Origin of the sequence: Pontibacter actiniarum (genome assembly GCF_003585765.1) — a bacterium.
Lineage (GTDB): Bacteria > Bacteroidota > Bacteroidia > Cytophagales > Hymenobacteraceae > Pontibacter > Pontibacter actiniarum.
The window spans coordinates 91,497-115,055 of sequence record NZ_CP021235.1; the positions used below are offsets into that span (position 1 = coordinate 91,497).

At 54.4% G+C, this 23,559-nt stretch carries 18 protein-coding genes; 7 read left to right on the forward strand and 11 right to left on the reverse strand.

Going from position 1 to position 23,559, the window contains the following annotated elements; all coding sequences use genetic code 11:
* Positions 1-55 precede the first annotated feature (55 nt).
* Positions 56-1,063 (forward strand): class 1 fructose-bisphosphatase, encoded by a 1,008-nt coding sequence (gene fbp / locus CA264_RS00415; RefSeq protein ID WP_025609430.1) that lies wholly within the window; start codon positions 56-58, stop codon positions 1,061-1,063.
* 254 nt (positions 1,064-1,317) lie between these two features.
* Here the strand turns inward: fbp and CA264_RS00420 are convergent, their stop codons facing one another.
* The 4 genes from CA264_RS00420 to yihA form a co-directional block, all read right to left on the reverse strand.
* The gene (locus CA264_RS00420) at positions 1,318-1,626 is read right to left on the reverse strand and encodes a hypothetical protein (RefSeq protein WP_025609431.1); all 309 of its coding nucleotides are present in this window, start codon (positions 1,624-1,626) and stop codon (positions 1,318-1,320) included.
* 119 nt (positions 1,627-1,745) lie between these two features.
* Positions 1,746-2,210 (reverse strand): DUF5606 family protein, encoded by a 465-nt coding sequence (locus CA264_RS00425; protein WP_036777926.1) that lies wholly within the window; start codon positions 2,208-2,210, stop codon positions 1,746-1,748.
* A 22-nt stretch (positions 2,211-2,232) separates the two neighbouring features.
* Positions 2,233-2,640, reverse strand: coding sequence for an energy transducer TonB (locus tag CA264_RS00430; protein WP_025609433.1), 408 nt, complete (start codon positions 2,638-2,640; stop codon positions 2,233-2,235).
* Between the two features lie 71 nt (positions 2,641-2,711).
* The gene (gene yihA / locus CA264_RS00435; protein ID WP_025609434.1) at positions 2,712-3,320 is read right to left on the reverse strand and encodes a ribosome biogenesis GTP-binding protein YihA/YsxC; all 609 of its coding nucleotides are present in this window, start codon (positions 3,318-3,320) and stop codon (positions 2,712-2,714) included.
* Positions 3,321-4,030: 710 nt separating this feature from the next.
* On the opposite strand from yihA, the gene CA264_RS00440 reads away from it, so the two are divergent.
* The 4 genes from CA264_RS00440 (at position 4,031) to CA264_RS00455 (ending at position 8,373) form a co-directional block, all read left to right on the forward strand.
* A complete protein-coding gene (locus tag CA264_RS00440; protein WP_025609435.1) occupies positions 4,031-6,022 on the forward strand; it encodes an OmpA family protein in 1,992 nt (663 codons plus the stop codon).
* A gap of 153 nt (positions 6,023-6,175) precedes the next feature.
* Positions 6,176-6,898, forward strand: a complete 723-nt coding sequence (ubiE, locus tag CA264_RS00445) for a bifunctional demethylmenaquinone methyltransferase/2-methoxy-6-polyprenyl-1,4-benzoquinol methylase UbiE (protein WP_025609437.1) — start codon at positions 6,176-6,178, stop codon at positions 6,896-6,898.
* On the forward strand, positions 6,847-7,617 hold the full coding sequence (gene porT, locus CA264_RS00450) for a type IX secretion/gliding motility protein PorT/SprT (protein WP_036777930.1): 771 nt from the start codon (positions 6,847-6,849) through the stop codon (positions 7,615-7,617). The genes ubiE and porT overlap by 52 nt, the downstream gene beginning before the upstream one ends.
* 3 nt (positions 7,618-7,620) lie before the next feature.
* Positions 7,621-8,373: an SDR family NAD(P)-dependent oxidoreductase gene (locus tag CA264_RS00455; protein ID WP_025609439.1), complete on the forward strand. Its 753-nt coding sequence runs from the start codon at positions 7,621-7,623 to the stop codon at positions 8,371-8,373.
* Between the two features lie 72 nt (positions 8,374-8,445).
* Here CA264_RS00455 and CA264_RS00460 read toward each other — a convergent pair whose 3' ends face one another.
* Entirely contained in the window at positions 8,446-8,844 is a 399-nt protein-coding gene (locus tag CA264_RS00460) for an NUDIX hydrolase (RefSeq protein ID WP_025609440.1), read from the reverse strand.
* 128 nt (positions 8,845-8,972) lie between these two features.
* Positions 8,973-10,565, reverse strand: coding sequence for a hypothetical protein (locus CA264_RS00465; RefSeq protein ID WP_025609441.1), 1,593 nt, complete (start codon positions 10,563-10,565; stop codon positions 8,973-8,975).
* 306 nt (positions 10,566-10,871) lie between these two features.
* On the opposite strand from CA264_RS00465, the gene CA264_RS00470 reads away from it, so the two are divergent.
* Positions 10,872-13,364 (forward strand): DUF5686 and carboxypeptidase-like regulatory domain-containing protein, encoded by a 2,493-nt coding sequence (locus tag CA264_RS00470; RefSeq protein ID WP_036777934.1) that lies wholly within the window; start codon positions 10,872-10,874, stop codon positions 13,362-13,364.
* Positions 13,365-13,450: 86 nt separating this feature from the next.
* On the opposite strand, the gene CA264_RS00475 is transcribed toward CA264_RS00470, so the two are convergent.
* The 5 genes from CA264_RS00475 to CA264_RS00495 form a co-directional block, all read right to left on the reverse strand.
* The gene (locus CA264_RS00475; RefSeq protein WP_025609443.1) at positions 13,451-14,626 is read right to left on the reverse strand and encodes a PepSY-associated TM helix domain-containing protein; all 1,176 of its coding nucleotides are present in this window, start codon (positions 14,624-14,626) and stop codon (positions 13,451-13,453) included.
* Positions 14,627-14,657: 31 nt separating this feature from the next.
* Positions 14,658-15,845 carry a PepSY-associated TM helix domain-containing protein gene (locus CA264_RS00480; protein WP_025609444.1) on the reverse strand — a complete coding sequence of 396 codons (1,188 nt, stop codon included), beginning with the start codon at positions 15,843-15,845 and terminating at the stop codon, positions 14,658-14,660.
* A 3-nt stretch (positions 15,846-15,848) separates the two neighbouring features.
* On the reverse strand, positions 15,849-18,242 hold the full coding sequence (locus tag CA264_RS00485; RefSeq protein WP_051364539.1) for a TonB-dependent receptor: 2,394 nt from the start codon (positions 18,240-18,242) through the stop codon (positions 15,849-15,851).
* 287 nt (positions 18,243-18,529) lie between these two features.
* Positions 18,530-19,624: a PepSY-associated TM helix domain-containing protein gene (locus tag CA264_RS00490; RefSeq protein WP_071784643.1), complete on the reverse strand. Its 1,095-nt coding sequence runs from the start codon at positions 19,622-19,624 to the stop codon at positions 18,530-18,532.
* 4 nt (positions 19,625-19,628) lie between these two features.
* A complete protein-coding gene (locus tag CA264_RS00495; protein ID WP_025609448.1) occupies positions 19,629-21,965 on the reverse strand; it encodes a TonB-dependent receptor in 2,337 nt (778 codons plus the stop codon).
* Between the two features lie 479 nt (positions 21,966-22,444).
* Here CA264_RS00495 and CA264_RS00500 point away from each other — a divergent pair, with 479 nt between their 5' ends.
* Positions 22,445-23,491, forward strand: coding sequence for a hypothetical protein (locus CA264_RS00500; protein WP_071784644.1), 1,047 nt, complete (start codon positions 22,445-22,447; stop codon positions 23,489-23,491).
* Positions 23,492-23,559 lie beyond the last annotated feature (68 nt).

Sequence of the window (23,559 nt, forward strand, 5' to 3'; positions counted from 1 at the left end):
TCGGAATATTGCCTAAAAATGATATTTTTGTAAACTATAGGTTAAACTCATCTTTATGAATGACAAACTCGCGCTCCCTGTAGGCACCACGCTGGACAGGTTTATCATGAGAAAACAAGAAGCCTTCCCGTATGCAACAGGGGAGCTATCGCAGTTACTCCGCGATATAGCGCTGGCGGCCAAAATCGTTAACCGCGAAATAAACCGCGCAGGGCTACTCGACGTGACTGGTGCCTATGGGCAACAAAACGTACAAGGCGAAGACCAGCAAAAGCTGGACGTAATTGCCAACATCCGCTTCATACGTGCCTTGCGCAACGGTGGCGAAGTTTGCACCATTATTTCTGAGGAGGAAGATGACATCATCCAAACCGGTAATATCGGGGGCAAGTACATTGTGGCCATCGACCCGCTGGACGGCTCGTCTAACATCGATGTGAACGTATCCATCGGTACGATCTTCTCCATCTACCGCCGTGTGTCGGAGCAGGGGGCGGACGGCACCATGGAAGACTGCCTGCAGAAGGGCGTGCGCCAGGTGGCTGCCGGCTATGTGATCTACGGCTCGTCCACCATGATGGTCTACACCACCGGCCACGGCGTTAACGGCTTCACCTACGACCCGTCGCTGGGCGAGTTCTTCCTGTCGCACCCGAACATCACCTCACCGGAAACAGGCTCTACCTACTCCATTAACGAGGGTAGCTTTAACTCTTTCCCGGAGGGGGTGAAGCAGTATGTGAACTACTGCAAGGAAAGCGGCTACTCGGCCCGCTACATTGGCTCACTGGTGGCCGACTTTCACCGCAACCTGCTGAAGGGCGGCATTTACATTTACCCGGCTACCGCTAAGGCGCCAAACGGCAAGCTGCGCCTCATGTACGAGTGCAACGCACTGGCCTTTATTGTGGAGCAGGCAGGCGGCAAGGCAACCAACGGTTACCAGCGCATTATGGAGATGCAGCCAACGGAGCTGCACCAGCGATGCCCGCTGATTATTGGCTCCACAGAGATGGTGGATAAAGTAGAAGAGTACCTGAAATCCGAAGTAGAAGTAGGTTAACCCCGCACCGCACATCTGGAATTAGATTAAGACAGCATCAAAAGGCAGAGAGCAGCAGCGCTTTCTGCCTTTTTCTTTTTAGCGGAGCGGTGCCAGCGGCTGTAGCGGCGGTTCCAGCTGCGGCGGCTCCTGAGGCAGAGGCCTTGCTGATTGCAGTACGGTGCCAAGGCCGCAGCAGTATTTCGGGAAAGGGGGGCTTGCCGGGGCACAGGGGTAAGTTGGGGCGTTTACAAGGGGCCTCTGCGGCGCGCGGGTTACCTCCCGCTGTACCTGAGCCGGATTTCGGTTTTCAGCATTTCGCGTTTGATGATGAGGCGGGAGATGCGGGTGGCGATGATCTCCGCATCGGCATCCACCATGGCGGCTTTCACCTTGCGCTCGTCCACGTCGATGCGGTAGAGGATGTGCAGCAGGCGGTTAAAGTCTGAGCGGAGCAGGTGGAGCACCACACGGGCCAGCTTGTGCTCCAGCGCCTCCAGATCGGTGCTGGGCAGGTTGTCTACCTCAAATATCCTTTGCAGGTGGTTGGTGGTGCCGGCAAGTAAGGCTGGTGAGTAAGGCATGGCTGTAGGGCAAGGGCTTTGCTGTTTGCCAGGGGCGGTAAAAGCGAAGCGGGTAAGTGTAAAGGTACGGCTATACGTCCGGAAACAAAAAAGCCCCCCGGTACCGGGGGGCTTTTACACTAGGCTTTCTTTTTCTTAGATTCCTTAGCTGGTGCCTCTGATTCAGACTGCGCCTCAGGCTCGGCAGCTTCTGTGAAACCTACGTACTTCTTCACGATGGTGTACCAGGTGGCCAGCTTCTTCATGTCTGACACATACACGCGGTCGTCGTCGTAGTTAGGCAGTACGTTGGCCATGAACTCCTTGTAGTCCTCGTTGCTTGGTTTCTCGCCAAGAGGCAGGCTGTCGCCATACTTCTCATGCACGCGGTCGAAGACCTCTGCAAGCGGTACAGTTCCTTCCTCATCGGTTGTGTAGATAGAGATCTCATCAAGCAGCGACATACGGTGGCGCGCCTGCGCAACCATTGTCTTCGGGTTCTCCTCCAGGCTCTCCATAATCACACCGGTGCGTGTAGGCTTTATTACACGGTAAAGGCCACTCTGTCCGGATACGGCTGCAATTTGTCTTAAATCGATAGGCATAGTTAAGGTATGTCTGTATAGTTTATAGTTTAAACATAATCGGGATGCTGGCATCTACGCCAAAACCGGGCGCCTTAAACTTCAGCAGCTGCGCCACGCGCAGCGCCTCTTCGCCGGTACCGGCCCCGGCGTTGCGCAACACCTTAAAGTTAGATGTTGAGCCGTCGGGGTTCAGGGTAAAGCTGACGATACAGTCGCCCTGCACGCGGTTGCGCTTGGCCAGTGGCGGGTACGTCAGCTCCTTGTTGATGGCTTTGTACATGGCCTCCTGGCCGCCTTCGTAAAAGTCGGCGACTGGAACGGCCTTCTCCGGCATCCATACTTTCTCCTCGGCAGGCGCTGCTGCTTTTTTTGTGCCGTTGCTCTGGGCACTCGCTGTTAGCGCCGCGAAGGCAAAGAAAATAAACAAAAATGAAATTTTTCTTCTCATAAGGGTAAACATTTAAAATTCCTACGTCACGGGTAAGCTACAGCACACGTTTAAATGTAAACCTGCTCCGCCTATTGCTGGTTCTGCACCTGCGCGTTCACCTCATCTATAAAGTTGAGGATCTCGTCGCGGCCCATCTGCTTTTCGGCGGAGGTACGGAACATCTGTGGCAGCTCCTCCCATGTTTCCCGCAGTTTACGCTCGTAGGCGGCGATGGTTGAGTCTGTCTTGAGCGCCGATTGCTTATCCACCTTCGTGAATACAATCACAAAAGGTACGCCCATGGTTCCGAGGTGGTTAATAAAGTCCAGGTCCGGTTGCAGGGGTTCGTGGCGGGCATCCACCAGCACGAAAACGCAGGTGAGGTTCTCGCGCTTCTGAAAGTAGAAGTTGATCATGCGGCGCCACTCCTCGCGGGAGCTCTTGCTGACTTTGGCATAGCCGTAGCCCGGCAAATCGACCAGGTACCACTCGTTGTTGATGAGGAAGTGGTTGATGAGCTGCGTCTTGCCCGGTTGTGACGAGGTTTTGGCCAGCTTCTTCTGCTCTGTCAGCATGTTGATGAGGGAGGACTTGCCTACGTTGGAGCGGCCGATAAAGGCGTACTCCGGCTTGTCGGGGGTAGGGCAGGCCTCTACCTTGGTGTTGCTCATCAAAAACTTTGCTTCTTTTATAATCATGCTGTGGTGTATTCGTGGCGCTGCCCTAAGCGCTGAAGCCACACTTGGTAGTGCAGGAACGAGCCTCTTTTGGCGGCAGCCTTGTTTGTTGCACCTCAAAGGTAACGAATATTTTACCTACTCGGAGAAGTAGAAGCGCTTTTTGCGCCCCTCCTATAAGTAAACGTGTAAAACGGCAGAACATTTTACCGGGAGCGGACGGGAAAGCGGCCTTTGCGGCCGTGCTGCTGCGGGCGGGGGCTTTGCAAAACAGGCTTTTAGCGTATGGCAGGCACCCCAGCCAACAGCCGGCCCCTGCTGTACCCACCTGGGGGAGCCGCAGAAGAGGGGGAGCGCCCGGGAGTGTTTCCGCTGGCCTGTATTTATACTTGCTGGGCTTGCACTACGGCAAGGCGTAATTAGGTTAAATAAGTGTTTGCTAATATTATTAATTCCATATATTTGCTGTTGATTCTATTATTTTAAGATAAGATTATACTTGTTTAGCGGCTTTTAACAAGGCCAGGCTGCCGTTACCTAACCTTTTTGCGCTACAAACCCGTATGCAGGGCAATGCCTGGCGCAAGAATGTCTGAAAATTAACATATACTAAAAATAATATATCTCGTATAGAGACTGGAACAGCCTTGCCGTAGGCTTGAGCACCGGCTTTGGCTTAGGAAAACATCATCATTACAAACACAAGGAAAGTATAACAAACCCTTTTACACATGAATTATTTAGCCAAATCGTTTTCGCGGGTTTCACTGCTGCTGTTGATGGTTTGCCTTCTGTCTGCCTCTGCCTCTGCGCAAAGCACCAGAAAGCTACTGCGCACAGCCAACAAGCTTTTCGACAGGGAGAACTACCGCGACGCCCTGCCATACTATGAGCAAGTATTGGCTGCTGATCCGGATAACGCCAAAGCGCTGTACTACGCAGGCATTAGCTACCTGACCTTTGACAAGGAGAAGGCCGCTGACTACCTGTACCGCGCCCAGAAGCTGAAGCCGAACGTAGACCGCGAGCTGGAGTACTGGCTTGGCCGCGCCGACCACATCAACTACCGCTTCGACAGCGCGATCGACCATTTCCAGACCTACCAGAAAGACATTCCGAAGCGGAACGTGGAGCGCAAGGAGGAAGTGGCGCAGCTGATCCAGTATGCTAAAAACGCCAAGCGTGAGGTGGCCAACCCGAAAGACGTTTTCGTGAAGAACCTGGGCGGCGACGTGAACTCAAACTACTCTGAGCACAGCCCGGTTATCTCCTCGGACTACAACTACCTGCTGTTTACCTCCCGTTCTGAGAACGTGACCGGCGGCAAGGAAGCCCGTGACGGTGAGTACTTCGAAGATATCTTCGAGACCACCCGCACAGGCGAAGACTCATGGGCAGAGCCACGCGTTGTGCCAGGTGCACTGAACAGCGCCGGGCACGATGCCTCTATCCAGCTCTTCGACAACGACACCAAGCTGCTGCTGTACCAGTCTGTGAACAACGGCGACATTATGGTGTCGGAGCGCCAGCCGGACGGAACCTGGGGTACCCCGAAAAGCATCAGCGACAAAGTGAACACGAAAGACTTCGAGTCTGACGCGTACATCACGCCGGACGGCAAAACGCTGTTCTTCTCCACCAGCCACTACTCTGAGAACGGCGACCTGGACATTTACTCGATCACACGCAACAACAACGGCAGCTGGGGCAACCCGAAGAGCCTTGGCAAAACCATCAACACGGCCTTTGACGACGACAGCCCTTACCTGGCTGCGGACGGCACGCTGTACTTCGCCTCGCGCGGACACAACAGCATGGGCGGTTACGATATCTTCGCCGCCAAGTATGACTCTGTGGCCCGCCGCTGGGCACGCCCTGTAAACCTGGGCTCTCCGATCAACACGCCGGACGATGACACCTATTACCGCCTGGCGCCGGACGGAAGCTACGCTTACCTGTCGTCTTACCGCATCGGCGGCTACGGCGAGAAGGATATCTACACCATCAACTACATCAGAAACGCCACGGTAGAGGGCCAGGTGTTTACGCAGAACGACAGCATTGCCCTGCCCGGCGTTGAGCTTATCTTCAACGGCTTGCAGGCAGACAAGCGCCCGATCAGCTACCGCGACGTAACGAAGCCAGACTCTGCCAACTACAACGTGTCCCTGCTTTCAGGCCGCCCTTACCAGGTGCAGCTGTCGCTGGACGGCGAGGTAGTGGAAACGGAGGAGTTTGAGGTGCCGGTTGTGCTGGATGATACGAGCAAGATCACCAAGAACTTCTACATTACCCTGGACGACTCTACGGTGGCGCGCATCGCCAAAGTGTCGCCAGACGCACTGCGCAGCGGCACAGGGGTTAGCGCCAACGTCCAGATGGAGAACCTGTACTTTGCTACCGACGAGTATGAGCTGCGTCCGGAATCAGTGCAGGAGCTGGACCGCATTGCCGCGATCATGAAGGCGAACCCAACGCTGAACATCAGCATTGAAGGCCACACCGACTCTCGTGCAAGCGACTCGTATAACATGACGCTGGGCCAGAACCGTGCCGATGCCGCCTTCGATTACCTAGTGAGCAAGGGCATCTCTCCGAAGCGCATGGTAACCGTAACGTACGGCGAAAGCAGACCGGCAGTGCCGAACACCTCTGCCGAGAACATGCAGCTGAACCGCAGAACCATGTTTAAAGTGCTTCCGCGCGAGAACCAGAACCAGTAATTGCGACACCGGGCCGAGAGGCCGGAAGAACTATACTCCGGAGCAGGCCGGGCAGAGATGCCCGGCCTGCTTTTTTTATATTTCGGAACATATTCTGCGGATTATAGTTTTAGGTACAGTATTTTTGCCCTGTTACACAATACAATCCAACCCATGGCGGTAGTACCTTACAAAGACCAGAACGAAGACAAAAAGTCACAGGTGGCCACGATGTTCAACAACATTGCCGGCAAGTACGATTTCCTGAACCACTTTTTGAGCGCTGGCATCGATATTATCTGGAGAAAGAAAGCCGTAAGCCTGCTGGCGCCCCAGAAGCCCAAGCAAGTACTGGATATAGCCACTGGCACCGCCGACTTCGCCATTGAGACGCTGCGCCTGAACCCGGATAAAATCACGGGAGTGGACATCTCGGAGGGCATGTTAGCCGTAGGACGTGAGAAGCTGGCTAAAAAGGGGCTCACCAACAAAATTGAGCTGAAGTACGGCGACTCAGAGAACCTGCCTTTTGAAGACAATACCTTTGATGCCATTACGGTGGCCTTTGGCGTGCGCAACTTCGAGAACCTGGAGAAGGGGCTTGCTGAAATGCACCGCGTGCTAAAGCCGGGCGGAATGGCCGTAGTGCTGGAGTTCTCTAAGCCGCGCAGCTTCCCGATGAAGCAGCTGTATCAATTTTATTTTAAGAATATACTACCGGTGGTAGGTAAACTCGTTTCTAAGGACAATGCTGCCTATACTTATTTGCCGGAGTCGGTTCAGGCTTTCCCGGACGGGCAGGATTTCTTAAACATTTACCAGAAAGTCGGATTCAGAAGCACAAAATGGCATTCACTCACATTTGGGATAAGCTCCATCTATACAGGCAAAAAGTAGCCCTTACCAGCCTGCTGGCTTTGTGCCTGCTGCTAGGCAACACCGCCGCGGCACAGAACCAGAAAATCAAAAGCCTTAACAAGCCAGGCTACGACGACAGGCCGGTGCACTACGGCTTTTACCTGGCCATGCCGCTCACCAAGTATAACCTGCATCACTCGCAGGCCTACGCGGACCAACTGCGAAACGGCGGCGACGATGCTGTAAACGCGAAGACGGACATCGGCTTTTACACCGGCCTGGTACTGAACGTGCGCCTGGCCGAGTACCTGGATGCCCGCTTTGTGCCTGGTGTGGGCTTTTACAGCCGCACCATTGAGTTTCAGAATGTAGAGGTACCGGGCGTGGAGACCGAAAGCGTAATGCTGGAGACCATCAACAACACGATGGTGGAGCTGCCGGTGTTACTCAAGTATAAAGCCAAGCGCCGCTCCAACTACAGGCCTTACATTGTGGCCGGCGTGAAGCCCGCCATCGACCTGGGCAAGGGAAACACCGGAGCCCCGGAAGAAATGCTGCTGGAGGTGGAGAAGTTTGACGTGGCGCTGGAGTACGGCATCGGAGTGGATATTTTCTACCCTTACTTTAAGTTTGCGCCCGAGCTGCGCTTTTCGCACGGCCTGCTGAACCAGTATAAGGCTGTGCCGGAGAGCCAGTACAGCGCCTACATCCAGAAGCTGACAAACCACAATGTTTCACTCATACTTTTCTTTGAATAAGAGATGACCAAGATCGCATTCGTTACCGGAGCCACTTCGGGCATTGGCCTGGCCACTGCGCTGGAGCTGGCCGGCAAAGGGTACCGCATTATCGCCACCGGCCGCCGCCAGGACCGCCTGCAGGAGCTGCAGCAGAAGCTGGGCGAAGGCCAGGTGTACCCGCTTACCTTTGATGTGCGCGACAAGCTTGCGGTGCAGGAGGCGGTGGCTTCGCTGCCGCAGGAGTGGCGTAAGGTGGAGGTGCTGGTGAACAACGCCGGTAACGCCCACGGCCTGGCCCCGATTCAGGATGGCTCGCTGGATGATTGGGACGCGATGATCGACATTAATGTGAAGGGCCTGCTTTACGTAACGAAGGCGGTGTTGCCCCTGATGCAGGAGCAGCGCAAAGGCCATATCGTAAACATCGGCTCTATTGCAGGCAAAGAAGTATACCCTAACGGCAATGTGTACTGCGCCTCTAAGCACGCCGTCGATGCGCTGTCAAAGGCGATGCGGATTGACCTGGTGGAGCAGGGGATAAAGGTATCGGAGGTAAACCCGGGGCTGGTGGAAACGGAGTTCTCCGAGGTGCGCTTTAAAGGCGACACAGAGCGAGCTGCTACGGTATACCAGGGCTATGCGCCGCTGCAGGCCCAGGACATCGCCGAGCTGATCGGTTTTATTGTAACGCGCCCGGCGCACGTAAACCTGGCCGAGGTGCTGGTGCTGCCCGCTGCGCAGGCATCCGCTACTATTGTAACAAAGCAGCAGTAAAAGGCTATCTATAATTGCAGAACCCCGCCCCCACAGGTTAGCTACCGGTAGGGGCGGGGTTCTGTGTGTTTGCTAGTGTAGCAGCCCCTCAGCCTGCAGCCAGTCAAAGATGACCTTGTCCACAGGCGACACGCTGTCTCTGTCAGCGTACTGAAGCCATACGACCTCTGCTATTTCTGCCGCCGCCTTGAGTGTGCCTTCGTACCGGCCGCTGTAGCACTGCATCTTCACCTCCACACCCGGGGCATGGCCATGTGCCTGCGCCTGGAACGTCCCGATGTACTTGATAGAGGAAGGAATTAAGTTGACGCTTAGCTCCTCTGCCACCTCCCGCATCAGCGTTTCCCGGTCTGTTTCTCCGGGCTCGCGCTTTCCGCCGGGGATGTAGTAGGCGTCTTTGCCGTGGCTGCGGGTACTCAATATCTTGCCGCCTTGTAGCTCAATCCAGGCTAATTTATCTATAACGTGCATGGTGGTAGTGTAGGCTGATGTCCCCAGGCGCCTGGGTACATCACAAAGGTACGCTTACGCTTTGAAACATTACGAGCGCGTTGCCTTTGAAAGCGGCCTGGCCGGTAGAGACCAGCAAAAGCCAGGCATCAAAAGCCCTCGCGGTCAAAAGCATGTACGCGTACGTCGTGTGTGCGCTTGTCTTTTGTTTCGGGGCCTGCCTCCAGTTCTGTACCGCGCTTGGTATCGTACACCCAGGTCTTTTTGCACCAGCCGCTCACTTTGGAGGTATCTTTGATTTCATCCTCGCCGCGGCCACCGTAGATCTTGACCTTGATGCCTTTGTCCACTTTCCCGCTCACTTCAAACACATCGTCTTCCGCCAGCCCGTGCAGGGTGATCAGCTCTGTTTCGGAGCGCTTAAAGACACGGTGGTAGGTAACCATCTTGTCGGATTCGCGGCGCACCGTTACCTCCGTCTCTTCATCGTTCAGGCGCTTTACTTCAAAGCTATCCTCCTCGTCGGTGCCCACCACCAGCACCTCCTCCGCCAGTACCTCATAGAACTTGGCGGCTGCCTCGCGCAGTTGGTTGCGGCGGCTGATGAGTTTGCGCTGGGTTTCCTCGCCCACCAGTTTGTACACGGCCTCCGGGTACTGCTGCACCCCTTTGGCGATTGCTTCATCCGTAATGCTTTGCTGCAGCTCCACAGCCAGGGAGTCGAACTGTGCCCGGGTTACCTCCGAGAGTGCCCGCTTATCTATGAACTGAGAGTTCACTGTCAGCGCCTCCACGTCGTTCAAGTCCTCATCAAAAGACTCAAATTTGCGGATGGCCCAATTGCGGCTGAAGATCCAGGGAATGATGCCGTCCTGGAAACGGTAGAAAGCGTTGTCGCGGTCTTTGGGGATGGGGCGGTAGTAGTTGTTGCCGTTTTGCTCATACTCTGCCCACTCCCACTGGCCCTCATGGCGGTCCCAGTCTCCTATCAGCACGTCGAACAAGCGCGCTTTGGCAAAGGCCACCTGGTCAATAAAATGATCATCCTGCCCAAAGCGGTCGTCAAGCATGCTGCCGGAGCCGTCGATATCTACCGCATCGCCGGGGAGGTCATGCACTGTACGCTCATCGTTATACTTTTCTTCAATCATGTAAAGCTTATCGCTCACGCGCTCCTTGTGCTCTCCGAAGTCCTCGTCGTTGGGGCGCACATATACTAGCTTTGGGGTGGAGTGGGGGATTTTGGCGGCCTCGGCCATGGGCGGTACCACCAGTGCGGCGTAAGGGTTTATCGCTGAGATCTGGTCCCGGAGCACGTTCAGCACAAAGGTTTTGCGCCACATGGGCGGTAGCACCTCCTTTGGGTCCTTGTCTACAGACCGGAGGGCGTAGGTAAAGTCGTTGGGGCCGACCAGGTCCACGCTGGTTGTCTGAAAGCCGCCGCCCATCTCTTCTATCTCCAAGCCCCCCTTGGCAGAGTCGAGGTCAAATACCGGTACCGTTACAGATGCGTTCCACAGGGGGCGGTGGTGCGTGCCCCAGAACAGGCGGTGCAGGAAACCGCGCTTGTAGTGGGCGCCGGCCTTTACTGTCACACTGTCCACCGACTCGGGCTTGTTCTTCAGGCGCTGGTACACATCCTTGTCCACCACAGGGGTTGTGGCGTAGAAGTTTTTTCTGGCGCACCCGGCCAAGCTTATCATCATGAAGGCAAGTATGAGTTGCCGATGGTATATCTTCATAAAGTATGTTCAATGCTGTATAACAGGTTATCTAACGTAAATGGGGCGTAATGTTTTCATGTGAATGGCACCATAGTCTTAGCAAAACCCATGGATAAGGTAGGCAAATGCCTTGTAGGCAGCAGGTACAGAATGCATAGCGGGCAGCGGAGGCACTTCCGGCGCAGGGGTAACAATGGCTTCTGCGGCAGCCTCGGAAACCCGTAACAGCCCCTTCGAAGGGTATTGTATTTATACAACTGTTGTTTGCACAAAATTGCTGGTTTTGAGGGAAAAACCTTCTACATTTGCGGGCCTTTAAAACATATGGTTTTGAGAAAGTTTACGCTTTTACTCCTGTTTATACTTACCGCTGCGACAGGCTTTGCCCAGGTGCGCATTGCGGGGCAGGTAACGGATGCTGTTACCGGCGAGGCCCTGCCTTTTGTGAGCATCTACGTGAAGAACACCTCCCTGGGTACCTCTACCGATGTGAGCGGTGCCTTCGCTATGCGGCTGGCCACTGCGCCAGACTCCATTACGGCTTCTTTTGTGGGCTACCTGCCCCAGACGCTGCCTGTGCAGAAAGGGGTTGCTGCCCAGACCGTCAACTTTAAGCTCCGCACCAACGCCCAACAGCTGCAGGAGGTTGTGATCCGGCCCGGCGAGAACCCGGCCTGGGCCATTATGCGCCGTGTAATGGATAACAAGCATGTCAACGATAAGCGAAAGCTCACGGCCTACCAGTACGAAGCCTACACCAAAATGCAGTTTGACGTTGACAACGTGGGGCAGCGAAAGGGCAAGGGCGTGGTCGGGAAGGCCATTACCTCCCTGGTGGACTCGCAGCTGTACCTGGCGGGCGAGGATGGCAGGAGGGTGCTGCCGTTCTTTATCTCGGAGTCGCTGTCGGATGTGTATTACACCCGCGAGCCCAAGCGGAGCAAGGAAATCATCAAGGCCACGAAAGTAACGGGCATTGGCCTGCAGGACGGTACGCTGGTATCGCAGGTGATCGGCAGCAATTACCAGGACTACAACTTTTACCAGAACTGGGTGAGCGTGCTGCAGAAGAACTTTATCAGCCCGATTGCCGACGGCTGGAAGGGCTATTACAACTATGAGCTGGAGGACAGCACCTACATTGGCGACGACTGGTGCTATGAGCTGTCGTTTAAGCAGAAGCGCGCACAGGACCTGGCGTTTAACGGCCGTATGTGGATTTCGGCAGACGGTTACGCCCTCCGCAGGATAGACGTAAAGGTGAGCAAGTCGGCGAACATTAACTTTGTGGAGAGCATTGCCCTGAAGCAGGAGCTGCTACCGGTGGGGGAGCGGGCCTGGATGCCGGCCAGCACCGATGTGGCAATTAAGCTGGTGGGCCTCACGCCGAAGCGCCCCGGCATATTGGCGAGTGTGCACACGTCCTATAAGGATGTGGTGGTGAACCAGCCGGAAAAGCCCGCCTTCTTTGACAAGCCCGTGGAGTTGCTTTCCTCCGCCACCAAACAGACCGAGAACTTCTGGGAGAAACGCCGCCACGATAGCCTCACGGTAGCAGACCAGCAGGTGTATGCTACCATTAACGCCATCCGGGAGGCGCCCAAGGTGCAGCGCTTCACAAACCTGGTAACTACGCTGAGCACCGGCTACAGGAGCTTTGGTAAAGTGAGCTGGGGACCCTGGCCGTACACGTACGCCTACAACGATGTGGAGGGGCACCGCCTGCAGGTAGGCGGAAAGACCAACATCCACTTTAGCGATAAGCTGGAGCTGCGCGGATATGTGGCCTACGGCACGGATGACCAGAAAGCGAAGTATAGTGTGGGCGCGCGCTACATCCTGAGCCGTAAACACTGGAGCGAGATAGGAGTAGAGCACCAGGAGGACCTGCAGCAGGTAGGCCTGATGTCTGATAAGCTGGAGGCAAGCCCCTTCTTTATGGGCCTTTCACGGTTTGGGGAACTGCTTGGCCCGATGATGGTGCGCAAAACCAGTGTGTACCTGCAGCGGGACGTGATGCGCAATGTAACCGAACGCATCAGCCTGCGCTCGCGCCGCTTCACCCCGCAGTATGACTTTGCCTACTACACCGAAGGGCCGGAGCAGCCGGATAAGGTCGCCTCCAGCTTTACAGCTACCGAGGTAAGCGTGCTGACGCGCTTTGCCAACAACGAAGTGTATGTGGAGAACGACAATGAGCGCATCAGCCTGGGGAGCGGCAGCTGGCCTGTGCTTAGCCTGAAGTATACCTTGGGACTGAATAACGCCCTGGGCTCTACCGTAGATTACCAGCGGGTAGATGCGATAGTAGAGCAGGAGTTTGTCATGGGCCGTTTGGGTAATGCTTTGTATAGATTAGAGGCAGGCAAGGTTTTCTCGCCGGTGCCCTACCCGCTGCTGGAGGTGCACACCGGTAACGAAATGCCTTTCTACTACGAGGCTACCTATAACCTGATGGACTACTTTGAGTTTGCCAGCGATACGTACGCATCCCTGCACTACGAGCAGTATTTTGAGGGTTTACTGTTTAACCGCCTGCCGCTCATCAAGAAGCTGAAGTGGCGGGTGCTGGCCAGCTCCAACATCCTCTACGGCAGCCTCAGTCAGAAAAATCTGGACCTGATGCCAGCGGTTACACCTTCCGGTGCTACCCAGGAGTCGCTCAAAGCACTTGGGCACACGCCGTACGTGGAGGTGGGTTACGGCATCGAGAACATCTTTAAGATACTGCGTGTAGATGCTTTCCACCGCCTGACTTACCTGGACGAGGGTGCCCGTAAGTTTGGGCTGAAGTTCTCGGTACAGTTTAAGCTCTAAACTACCGTAAGGTGTAAAGCAGGCGGGCCAGCTAATATTAGCTGGCCCGCCTGCTTTACACATGTTTACTTGCTGAGCCCGCTTTGCTAGGCACTTACCCTGGCAGGCGCTGCCACCCTGGGGTGCTTTTTCTGTTTCCCTCTTTTCCCATACCAAATCAGAAAACCGGTTACGGGTAAGGAGCTGCACACAAGGCTGGCGAGGAAAGCGAGTATCTTGCCCGGCATACCCAGTATGGCACCCACATGGATGTCATAGTTCATGTAGAGTAGCTTTTCTCCGGCATTTCTGTCTTCGTGGTGCTGCGCGGTAAGCGGTTTCCCTGTGGCTCTTTCATACAGCAGGTTATGGCTTTCGTAATATACATCGTCCTGCACCTTTACATAAGCCAGCACCAGCGAGTCCTGGGCTGCGCCAAACAATCCTATCGTTGCGGCTTCGGGGTATAAGCTGCGCGATGATGTAAAGACTTCGTCCAGTGGGGTAGAAGCAGTTTGTACAACAGGCGCTTCTAATTTTACGGGAGGTGTTTCGGCTGTCTCACCGCCGCTTGCCATAAAGTATACCAGAGCCAGCACCCACCGGAAAGCCATCACCAGGCCTGTCAGTGCTACTATGGCACTGATCATGCTGATGTAAAAGCCGGGGACGTTGTGCAGGTCGTAGTTCAGGCGCTTAAACTTTGCCCCCCATTTAACGGTGAAGCGCTGCTTAAACGCTTTTTTGCTCTTGCTGCCCGGCCACCACAGTACCAAGCCGCTGATCAGCATCACCAGGAAGATAAGTGTGCTCACACCCACAATAGGCTGGCCGACTTCGGTGCTGAGCCACAGGCTCCAGTGCAGGTACTTTACCAGCTCAAAAAACTCATACTTGCTGTCCATCACGCCTGCCACCTCTCCTGTGTAAGGGTTCAGGTAAGCAGTTTGGAAGTATACATGCTGGCCAAAGTAAGTCAGCGCCTCGTGGTCTTCTTTTAATGCCTCAAAGCTCCATGTTTTGACGGGATCTTTATGGGTGATGGCAGCCGTGATGGGGTACTCGGGGCCCAGTGCTTCCTGCGCTTTTTCGTACAGCACACTCATGGGGAGTGCCTGCTGTTGCGGCTGCGCTACGTACAGCACATCCTGGTGCACGGCATCAAAAATCTCCTCCTGAAAAGCATAAAGGCAGCCGGTTATACTTACAATAAACACCACAAGTCCGGAGCCAAGCCCGAGCCAGCGATGCAGGGTAAGTATAGTTTTGCGTGTATTAGCCATATAACTCGTTCTTTCTTAGCTGCTTTGCCTGCTAGGCCTTTACTGCGCGTGGCCTTTGTAAGCGCCTTGCCTGCTGCTGCGGTTCTGGCTTTGCTACTTTGCGGGCGGCCTTTTTTCTGCGGCCCCACCAGATGAGGGTACCGGTTACCGGCATACTTGCTGCCAACAGGCTGGCAAAAAAAGCGATGATCTTCCCGACAATGCCGCCAATGGCCCCTACGTGTATATCATAGTTCATCCTCCTGATTTTGTCGGCAACCGAGGCATCAGCCAGCTTGCCGTACATGTGGGTTACCGGAAGCTCCTGCAGCGTGTGCTGATCAAAGTAGCGGTAGTCTATCTTCCAGTAAGTGTCGGTGTCAGGGTTGGAGGCAATTTCTATACTTGTCTTTTTGTTTTCCGGGATGTGCACCTCCAGGCTACCTGTAAAGGCAGGGTTCTCTTTCCTGACTTTGTCCCAAAGCAGGTCGATGGCCGGGGTGCTAGCGAGAGGGGAGGCTTTGGTGGTGTCAGAGAGCGTTTCGTAATACTCGTTGATGGGCTTGCCTCCTGAGGTTGCCCAGTAAACTGATTTAGATACCCACTGAAAGCCCCACACCAAACCCGTAATCGCAATGAATATCACGACCCAACTCATGTAAAAGCCCAGCACATTGTGCAGGTCGTAGTTCTTGCGCCGCCACTTGGCGCTCCACTTTATGGAGAACCGCTGCTTGGCGGCAGACTTGTTTTTAGGCCACCAAAGTATGATGCCTGTTATCAATAGCACAACGAAAATAAGAGTGGCACTGGCAAGTATAGGCTGCCCGATGTTAGGCGGCAGCCAGAGGTAATAGTGGCCCTCTATGATGATCCTGAAAAAGTCGTGCGCCATGTTCTTCACCTTTAGCACATCGCCGGTGTAAGGGTTCAGGTAAACGGTGTAGTAGTACTCCGGTTCAAAGTCATAGTATACCACCAGAGCAGCCTTGCCTTTCTGGTAGGAAACGCTGTGTGTTTTCTTGCCCGGCAGTTGGCTATCGGCAATAGCCCGGAGCTCCGAAGGCGGAAGCAGTGCTTTGCCTGGCTGGTGCTCCACAAAACGGTACTCCTGCGTGGCATCTTCTATCTCCCGCTGGAAAGAAAGTATACAGCCTGTGATACCCAGAAAAAGCACCAATAGCCCGGATGCAAATCCGAGCCAAAGGTGTACTTTACCAATCAACTTTTTTATACTCATATCTTAGAACCTGTATCCGATGGTAACACGGTAGCTGCGAGGGGCCTCTGTTTGCCAGTAGTAGCCGTCGTTGGTGCCGTCATAGTTAAAGTCGTAAGGGGCGCCGCTGTACAGGTAATCATCCAGCAGGTTGTTCACGTTCAGGGCCAGGCGCACGTTTTTGATTTGATAGGAAAGGCCGCCGTCGAGTCTGAAGTAGTCAGGCAGTTCGCTGCCGCCATCGCCGCTGGCAAACCAAGGGTAGCGGTTAACCTGCCACTGGTAACCTAGCGATACGCCCAGCCCTTTTAGCGGGCTTACTGGTAGTTTGTAAGACAGCCACGCGTTGGTGATGTGCTCGGCAAAACCCGGTACTTTATCGCCCGGCTTAAACTCAGTGGACTCTTCTGTTGCCTCGGAGTTGGTGTAGGCGTAGTTAAAGGTCAGGTTCAGGCCGGGAACAATCTCACCGCGCACGTCCAACTCTGCTCCCTTGGTCTGCGATTCGCCCATCTGCAGCGAGTAAGTGCCTGTCGGGTCAGTTGGGTCGCCTATCAGCTGGTTCTTTTTGGTGATCTGGTACACCGATAGCGTCGAGTTCCAGCGGCCGTTAAACCAATCCTTCTTCACGCCAACCTCCAGGTTGTTACCTGTAATGGGATCTACCTGATCTCCGCTGGCCAATAAGCCTGTTTGAGGTATAAAAGCCTGATCGAAGAGCGCATACACAGACAGGCTCTTGCTGATTGAGCCGCTGATGCCCACGCGTGGCGTAAACTTCTCGTTTTTGATGATGGTGGTGTACTGGTTTGTTTCCGCTTTGGTGTAGCGTCCGGCCAGGGTCAGGCGCAGTTTATCATCAAAGAACCCAAGCTCATCCTGCAGGTAAAGCGCGCCATACTTCTGGCCAAGTGTACTTACAGTAGGTCTGTCTTCCAGTGCCACAGAGTGGTCCAGGGTTGGGATGGCAATATTGCCGTAAACCGGATTATATACATTAAACGGTGCTTCAGGGTCCAGCACAAAGTATTGGCTCCAGTCGGCCAGGTACTCCTTGTCGCCCAGGTCCAGGCCGCCTAATATTTTATGGGAAACGGTACCTGTTTCAAACTCACCGTTTACAAACAGCTGCCCAAACTTGCTTTTGTTCTGAGCATCCCAACCAGACAGGGTACGCTTCATGTTTCCGGATGCGTCTACGCCGGCTGCCCAAAGCGAGCTGCCTTCCTGGTTGTAGTAGAAGTAGGCGGTTTGTGCGGTCAGCTTCCAGTTGTCGTTCAGTTTGTGCTCAAAGATGAGGTAGGCGTTGTGGTCCTTCATGTCCGAAGGCTCCAGGTTCGGGTCGGCGATGGTGAAGCTGCGCGGCAGGTCCTCAAAGCCATTGGCCGAGAAAACATAAGCCGAACCAATGGCCGACATGCGGGAGAACTGGTACGTGTACTCCGCCGTGAGAGAGGTCTTGTCGCTGAATCTATACTTGAGCACGGGTGCAACAGCATAGCGGTCGTTCGATTCATAGTCTCGCCACGACTCGTTGGTCTGGCCCATCAGGTTAAGGCGGTACAGCAGTTTGCCGTCTTTGGTTAGCTTGCCGTCCAGGTCGGCAGCGGCGCGGAATGTTTCGTAGCTGCCAAAAGATAGGCTCACCTCCTGCTTCGGAGTGCCCGTCGGCTTTTTGGTAACGATGTTGTAGAAACCGGCGGGGTCTCCGTTAGCCAGCATAAACCCGGCAGGGCCTTTCACAAACTCAATGCGCTCCACAAAAGACATGTCTTCAGACAGCGGCCCCCAGTTTGACTCCACGTTCATGCCGTTGCGGAAAGGCGCTACCCTGGCACCGCGCATGTTCATACGGGTATAGTTGCCCCAGTGCTCCTGCATCGTCACGCCGCTCACGTTGCGGGTTACGCCCTCTAATAAGGTAAACACCTGCTGGTCTTTGAGTACATCGTTGGTGATGATCTGTATGTTCTGCGGGGTTTCCAGCAGCGGCGTTTGCAGGCGCAGCGATTCAGACGGGAGCGAGGCTTTATACTTGTCGCGCTGGCTGGTGATGATTACCTCCTGCAGTTTGGAGGCACTCTCAACCAAAGTAAAGTTTGCCGTGCTTGTCTTCCCGTTATCTACCTGCACGTACTGTTCCTGCGGCTCCAGGCCCAGCATCTGCACGCGTAAAGTATAATTACCCGGCTTCACCCTGTTAATGGTGTAGTTGCCCTGGGCATCGGTGGTGGTGCCGATTACAGTCCCCTCTAAACCTATCGAAACGCCTATGGCCGGCTGGCTGTCCGTGGTGGTGATGTGCCCTTTGATGGTGCCGCTCTGCGCAAGCGCTGCGATACTGGACACAAGTACAAAGAGGAGTGACAGTGCCAAAGGCAGAGCTCCCCGAAAAGCTAGTATAGACGTTCGCTTCATACGATGCTTATTATTTAGAATGATTCTATTTTGAGCAAAAGTAGAGGGCGAGAACATCGGAAACAAAGCTTGTTTAGACATATTCTAAACAGGAAGGCGCTTAGAAAGCAAATTGGTTAGTAGTAGCTATAGCTGCCTCACTAGTACTAGTGAGGGGGTTTAGCTGCTACTAGGGATGCACTTGAGAAAGAGGGAGACGCTGTAAAGACGGATGTACTCTGCCCTAAAATGCACACAGCCTGTCACGGGGGGGACAGGCTGTGTGCAAAGGTATACTGCTGCTTAAGCTAAGCGGCCCGGGTCAGCTTGGGCCGCCTGCGCTCTGGCTTCGGCTGTTGCCGGTAGTACCAGATCACAAACCCGGAAACCGAAAGTAGGCCAGGCATCAGCCCAAAGAAGCTATAAAGGATTTTGACAGCCAGGCCGGCATAGTCACCGAAATGGATCGGGTGCAGCACAGTCAGGAAGCGGTCGAGCCAGGGCTGGTCGCGGAGAAAGTAAGCATCTTCCAGCTCGCCCGTTTGGTAGTTTACCTGCACTTTGCTGTAGAGCTTGCCATAGTAGGAAGGGTCGCTGTGCAGGTGGCCCAGCAGCTGTAGCTTTCCATCTGCACTGGTTGGGAAGCGCACATAGGTAATAACAAAGTCAGGGTAAGCTGCTCTTGCCTCTGCCACGGCCGCATCCACGGAGGCAGTAACCTGCGGTACGGCTATTTCCTTGTTGCCTCCTTTCAAGGCGCTGTTGACTACCGTAATGGCCAGCGAGAGGCCGGTAACGCATATCAGCAGGTTAAACGCCAGGGCCCAGACCCCTATCACCCGGTGTAAGCCGGAGTAAAGGCTTCGGCGGCTTTTAAAAGATACTTTCTGCCGGAAGGTGAGCACTTTTACAATGGACTTTCTGTAAAGTATAAACCCTGTCACAGTGAGCAGGAGCAGCGCAACACCTACCAAAAGCACCGCTATTTTGCCGGGGGTGCCGGAAAGCAGGTTGTAGTGCAGGTTCAGGAGCACATACGTCAGGCGGTTGTGTGCCTGCGGCACGGTAGCTACTTCCTGCCCCGTTTCCGGGTGCACAAATACCCACTTCCGGAACTGCCCTTGGCGCAGCTCGTACAGCAGCGCCTGATCCGGGGAGGTGGGGAGGGAGGGAATACGCACGTCCCAGCCCGGGTTTTGCGCGCGTACCCACTGAAAGGATTTGTCAATGTGCAGGACCTGGGTGGGTGCCTCCAGCCTTGCCTCCCGGGTATACACGGCCTCATCTATACTGTCGTCAAAAACGAGGATAGAGCCGGAAACGCTGATAGCCAGGATGAACATCCCAGCTATCAGCCCACACCAGTGGTGTATGGAAAAAGTACGTTTAATGCGTTTCTTCAAAATATTACCAGTTATAGGACGCCCCCACCTGGAACCTGGCACCGCTGGCGCGGGTAAAGTTGTCGTCGCGACCGTACCAGTAGGCCTGTGGCAGGTAATAGGCATTGTTCAGCAGGTTCTCGATGCCCAGGTTCAGGCTCAGTTTAGTTGTTGCCTGGTAAGAGGCTGCCAGATTGAAAATATCAAAGGCTTTTACAGGTCCTTCGCCGGAACTGTAGCCGCCTTTGGCGTTGCGCTCAAAGCGGTCGCGGTCGCCGGAGTAAATCCACTGCAGGTTCAGGTTCAGCTTCTCCACAGGTTTTACGTTCAGGTAAGATGTGATCTTGAGAGGTGGAATGCGCAGGCCAGTCAGGTACTTGTCTTCCGCGTCAGAGCACTCGCTGTTGTTGTTTATGTCGGCCTTGCCTTCGCTGTAGGCGGCGTTGGCACCAAAGGTGATCTTATCTGACACGAACACATCAACCAGAGCCTCTACGCCTTCTACCCGCTCAGGTGCGCGCTCAATCTCATACACGCCGTCAGCGTTCGCCTTCAGGTTTGCTCCCAGCTTGGAAGTGCTGATAAAGTAGGCACCGCTAAAAGACACAATGCCCAGCCTGCTGTGGAAGCCTGCCTCGTAGTTGTTGACGATAACTGGCTCCAGGTCCATTTGGGAGATAAAGTTCTCTTTAGCGCTACGCACATAGCGGCCTACGTCAATCATGGAGAAACCCTGCGAATAGCTTACAAACGGCTTGATCGCCTCAATGCCTACGTAGCGGAAGCCTACGTTAAACGTGTGGGCATCAAACTTCAGGGTTCCACCCTGCACCGACTCACCGCCTGCCCCGCTTGCCAGCACCAATTGCTGGAAATCATCCACACCAACTTTCACGTTATCGTAACGGTAGCCTGCCTTGAAGATAAAGTCCTGGTTCAGGTTTAGGTTCAGCTGTGCGTAAGGCGCCACGTTTTTCAGGTCCATCTCCGGAACCCATGTGCGGCCGTCTACCAGTGGCTGCGATGTCACATCGTTCAGGTAGTCTACGCCATAGGTAAGGCTGCCTTTGGCCATGCCGAGTGCAAAGGGAGTGTTCAGGTTCAGGCGCACACCTTTTTTATTTGATTTGATGGTAGACTGTCCGCCGTTCTCAAAGTAGGACGTCCAGCCGTACACGGTGTAGAAGCTCTGCAGGTAGGTGCTCAGCTCCAGGCTTGAGTTAATGAACAGGTCTTTGCCGATGTAGCGCACCTGGGCATTGTGGTTGTAGCGCGTTCCCTCGTCTTTGCCTTTGTGCTCGCCTTTCACGCCTATGGTCGGTGCTTCGCCATACTTGCCGAGCTGCTCCACGTAGTCTGAGTTCTGCCCGCTGCCGAAGTAGTTGTACATGGCTTCCACGCGGTGCTTCTCATTAAAGTTGTAGCCAAGCTTGCCGAAGCCATTGTACATTTTGGTTTCACCCAGGCCGTATACCGGCGAAATCACATCGCCCTCCCCATCCTTAAAAACACCCGTTTTCTCATACGTGCCGCTGGCTACATAATCCAGGCCGCCGGCCTTGCCCGAGAACTGCTGCGAAATGCGGCCGCCCAAGGTATTGTCGCTGTTGAAGAGCATGCCTGTACCGGCAACAGAAGTGTAGGCGCTGAACGGCTTGTTGGCGTCAGCCCGTTTAGTAATGTAGTTAATCAGGCCGCCGTCGGCACCGTTGCCATAAACGGCGGTAGCTCCTTTAACGATCTCCACGCGCTCAATGGCGGCAGGGTCTATGGTGCGCACGTCGCGGCTGCCGTTGCGCAGCGGGGTGGATTGCGGGATGCCGTCTATCATAACCAACACGTTACGGCCGCGCAGGGTCTGGCCTACGTTGCTGGTGGTGTTGCTGTTGATGGCCAGGCCCGGAACGGTCTGCGCCAGTATGTTAGAGATGTTGGTGGATATTTGCGACTGCACCTGTAAGGCACGGGAGTTCAGTACATAGACAGAGGCCGGTGTTTCGTCGAGCGCCTCCACGGTGCGGCCGGCAGACACAATTACCTCCTGCAGTGCCTGCTGTGTCTGTTTGATGCTCAGGTCGAAGTTAGCGTTGCTGTTGGTGAGGTCCACCTGTTGCCTGATAGAGCCATAGCCCACGCCGCCCACACGTAGCGTATAGGTGCCGGGCTGAATGCCTTTTAACTCAAAGTAACCATTGTCATTTGTGTTAGCGCCGATGGTGGTGCCTTCCAACGCCACTGTCAGCATAGGAACAGGCTGGCCGGCGGCATCATGCACGGTGCCCGTTACCGTTCTTAGGTCTTGCGCCTGGGTGGCTAAGGCACAAAACAGTAGTAGTGCGAACAGGAGTAGTGTTCTTTGCATGCGAGTTTATTTTTATTTAGACTTATTCTATGTAAGTGCAAAAGTATAGCCTGATGCTTTAGCCTCCAATAGCTGTTTAAACATATAAAAAGGAAATAGGGTGGCTGCAAGGTATAAGCTAGCTAAAGGAGCCGGGTGCAGCGGCTGTTGCTAGTGCTGGGTTCAGGAGGGGAGGAGTAGATGCCGTAAGGCAAGTGGCATATATTTATATGCTTGTATGTAAGTTGATTGCCGACGACCCTGGCAGTCTTTTCCTTCGCCATCTGTTGTTCCTGTTGCTGCTCTTGCCCTCCAAACTTGCCCTGCGAGCGGTAGCTCCTGCTTTTCTACGGCTTGCTGCGGCTTTGTGCAGACGCACGGCGTGCGGCAGGAACAGGGCTTTTGCTTAAGCTAGCCTTTAATGGCTTCTGCTTGCCTTTTAAACCTATTGATTATTAAAGCGTTACAATATTATCTGAAACCTAATAAAGCGCTGAACTATGAAAGATGATCTACACGACGACAGAACTTACAGAGCACCTGTTTATACAGGTGTGAGACCCGCTGCAGGGTTAAGCGCCATGAAGCGGATATCATGGGGAGCTGTGTTTGGTGGCTTGGTCGTTGCCTTGGTGGTGCAGCTAACGCTAAGCCTGTTGGGCCTCGGCATAGGCATCGGGTCCATTGACCCAACGCAGGAACAAAACCCTATGGCTGGATTGGGAACGGGTACGCTTATCTGGTGGATTGTCAGTATGCTGATTTCGCTCTTTGCTGGCGGCTGGGTGGCAGGGCGCTTGGCAGGTATGCCAACTGGCTTCGACAGCATACTGCACGGTATTTTAACCTGGAGCCTTTTTACCTTGCTCTCTTTCTACTTGCTGACAACAGCTATTGGTAGAATTGTAAGTGGTGTGGGAAATGTGGTTGGCCAGACCCTGTCACTTGCCGGACAAGGGGTAGCGGCTGTCGCCCCGCAAGCGGCTGATGCCATCCAATCGAGAGTGGAAGGAAGCGGGATCAACCTCCAGTCCATTAAGCAGGAAGCGCGGCAGATTCTACAGCAGACAGGTAAACCGGAGCTGCAGCCGGAGAATATTGAGCAGGAGGCCAGGCAAGCGGGAAGCACTGTGGAGCAAAGAGCAGGTGAGGCTGCTGCAAACCCACAGGCCGCCGGTTCAACTTTTGATGAGGTGATGGACAGGCTGTATGGGCAAGGGGCAGATATCGTAAACGCTGCCGACCGTGAGGCGGCTGTTAATGTTGTGATGGAGCGCACGGGCAAAAGCAGGGAAGAAGCCAACGAAATTGTTAGCAGCTGGATTTCCACCTACGAGCAGGCTAAATCACAGTTCAAGGAAACAAGAGCTCAGGTAGGGGCACGGGCGCAGCAGATTGGCGGGAATGTGGCCGATGCTGTTTCCAAGGCAGCTATTTATGCTTTCTTTGGGCTTGTGCTGGGTGCTATTGCTGCAGCGGTTGGAGGCAAAGTAGGGGAGCCTAAAGATTTGGTGGCAGCCGGTGATGAGGCTGTCCGGCCTGTGTAGGTAAGCTGAAATAGAAAACCAGAAGGGCCAGCTACTGTAGCTGGCCCTTCTGGTTTAAAATCGGTTCT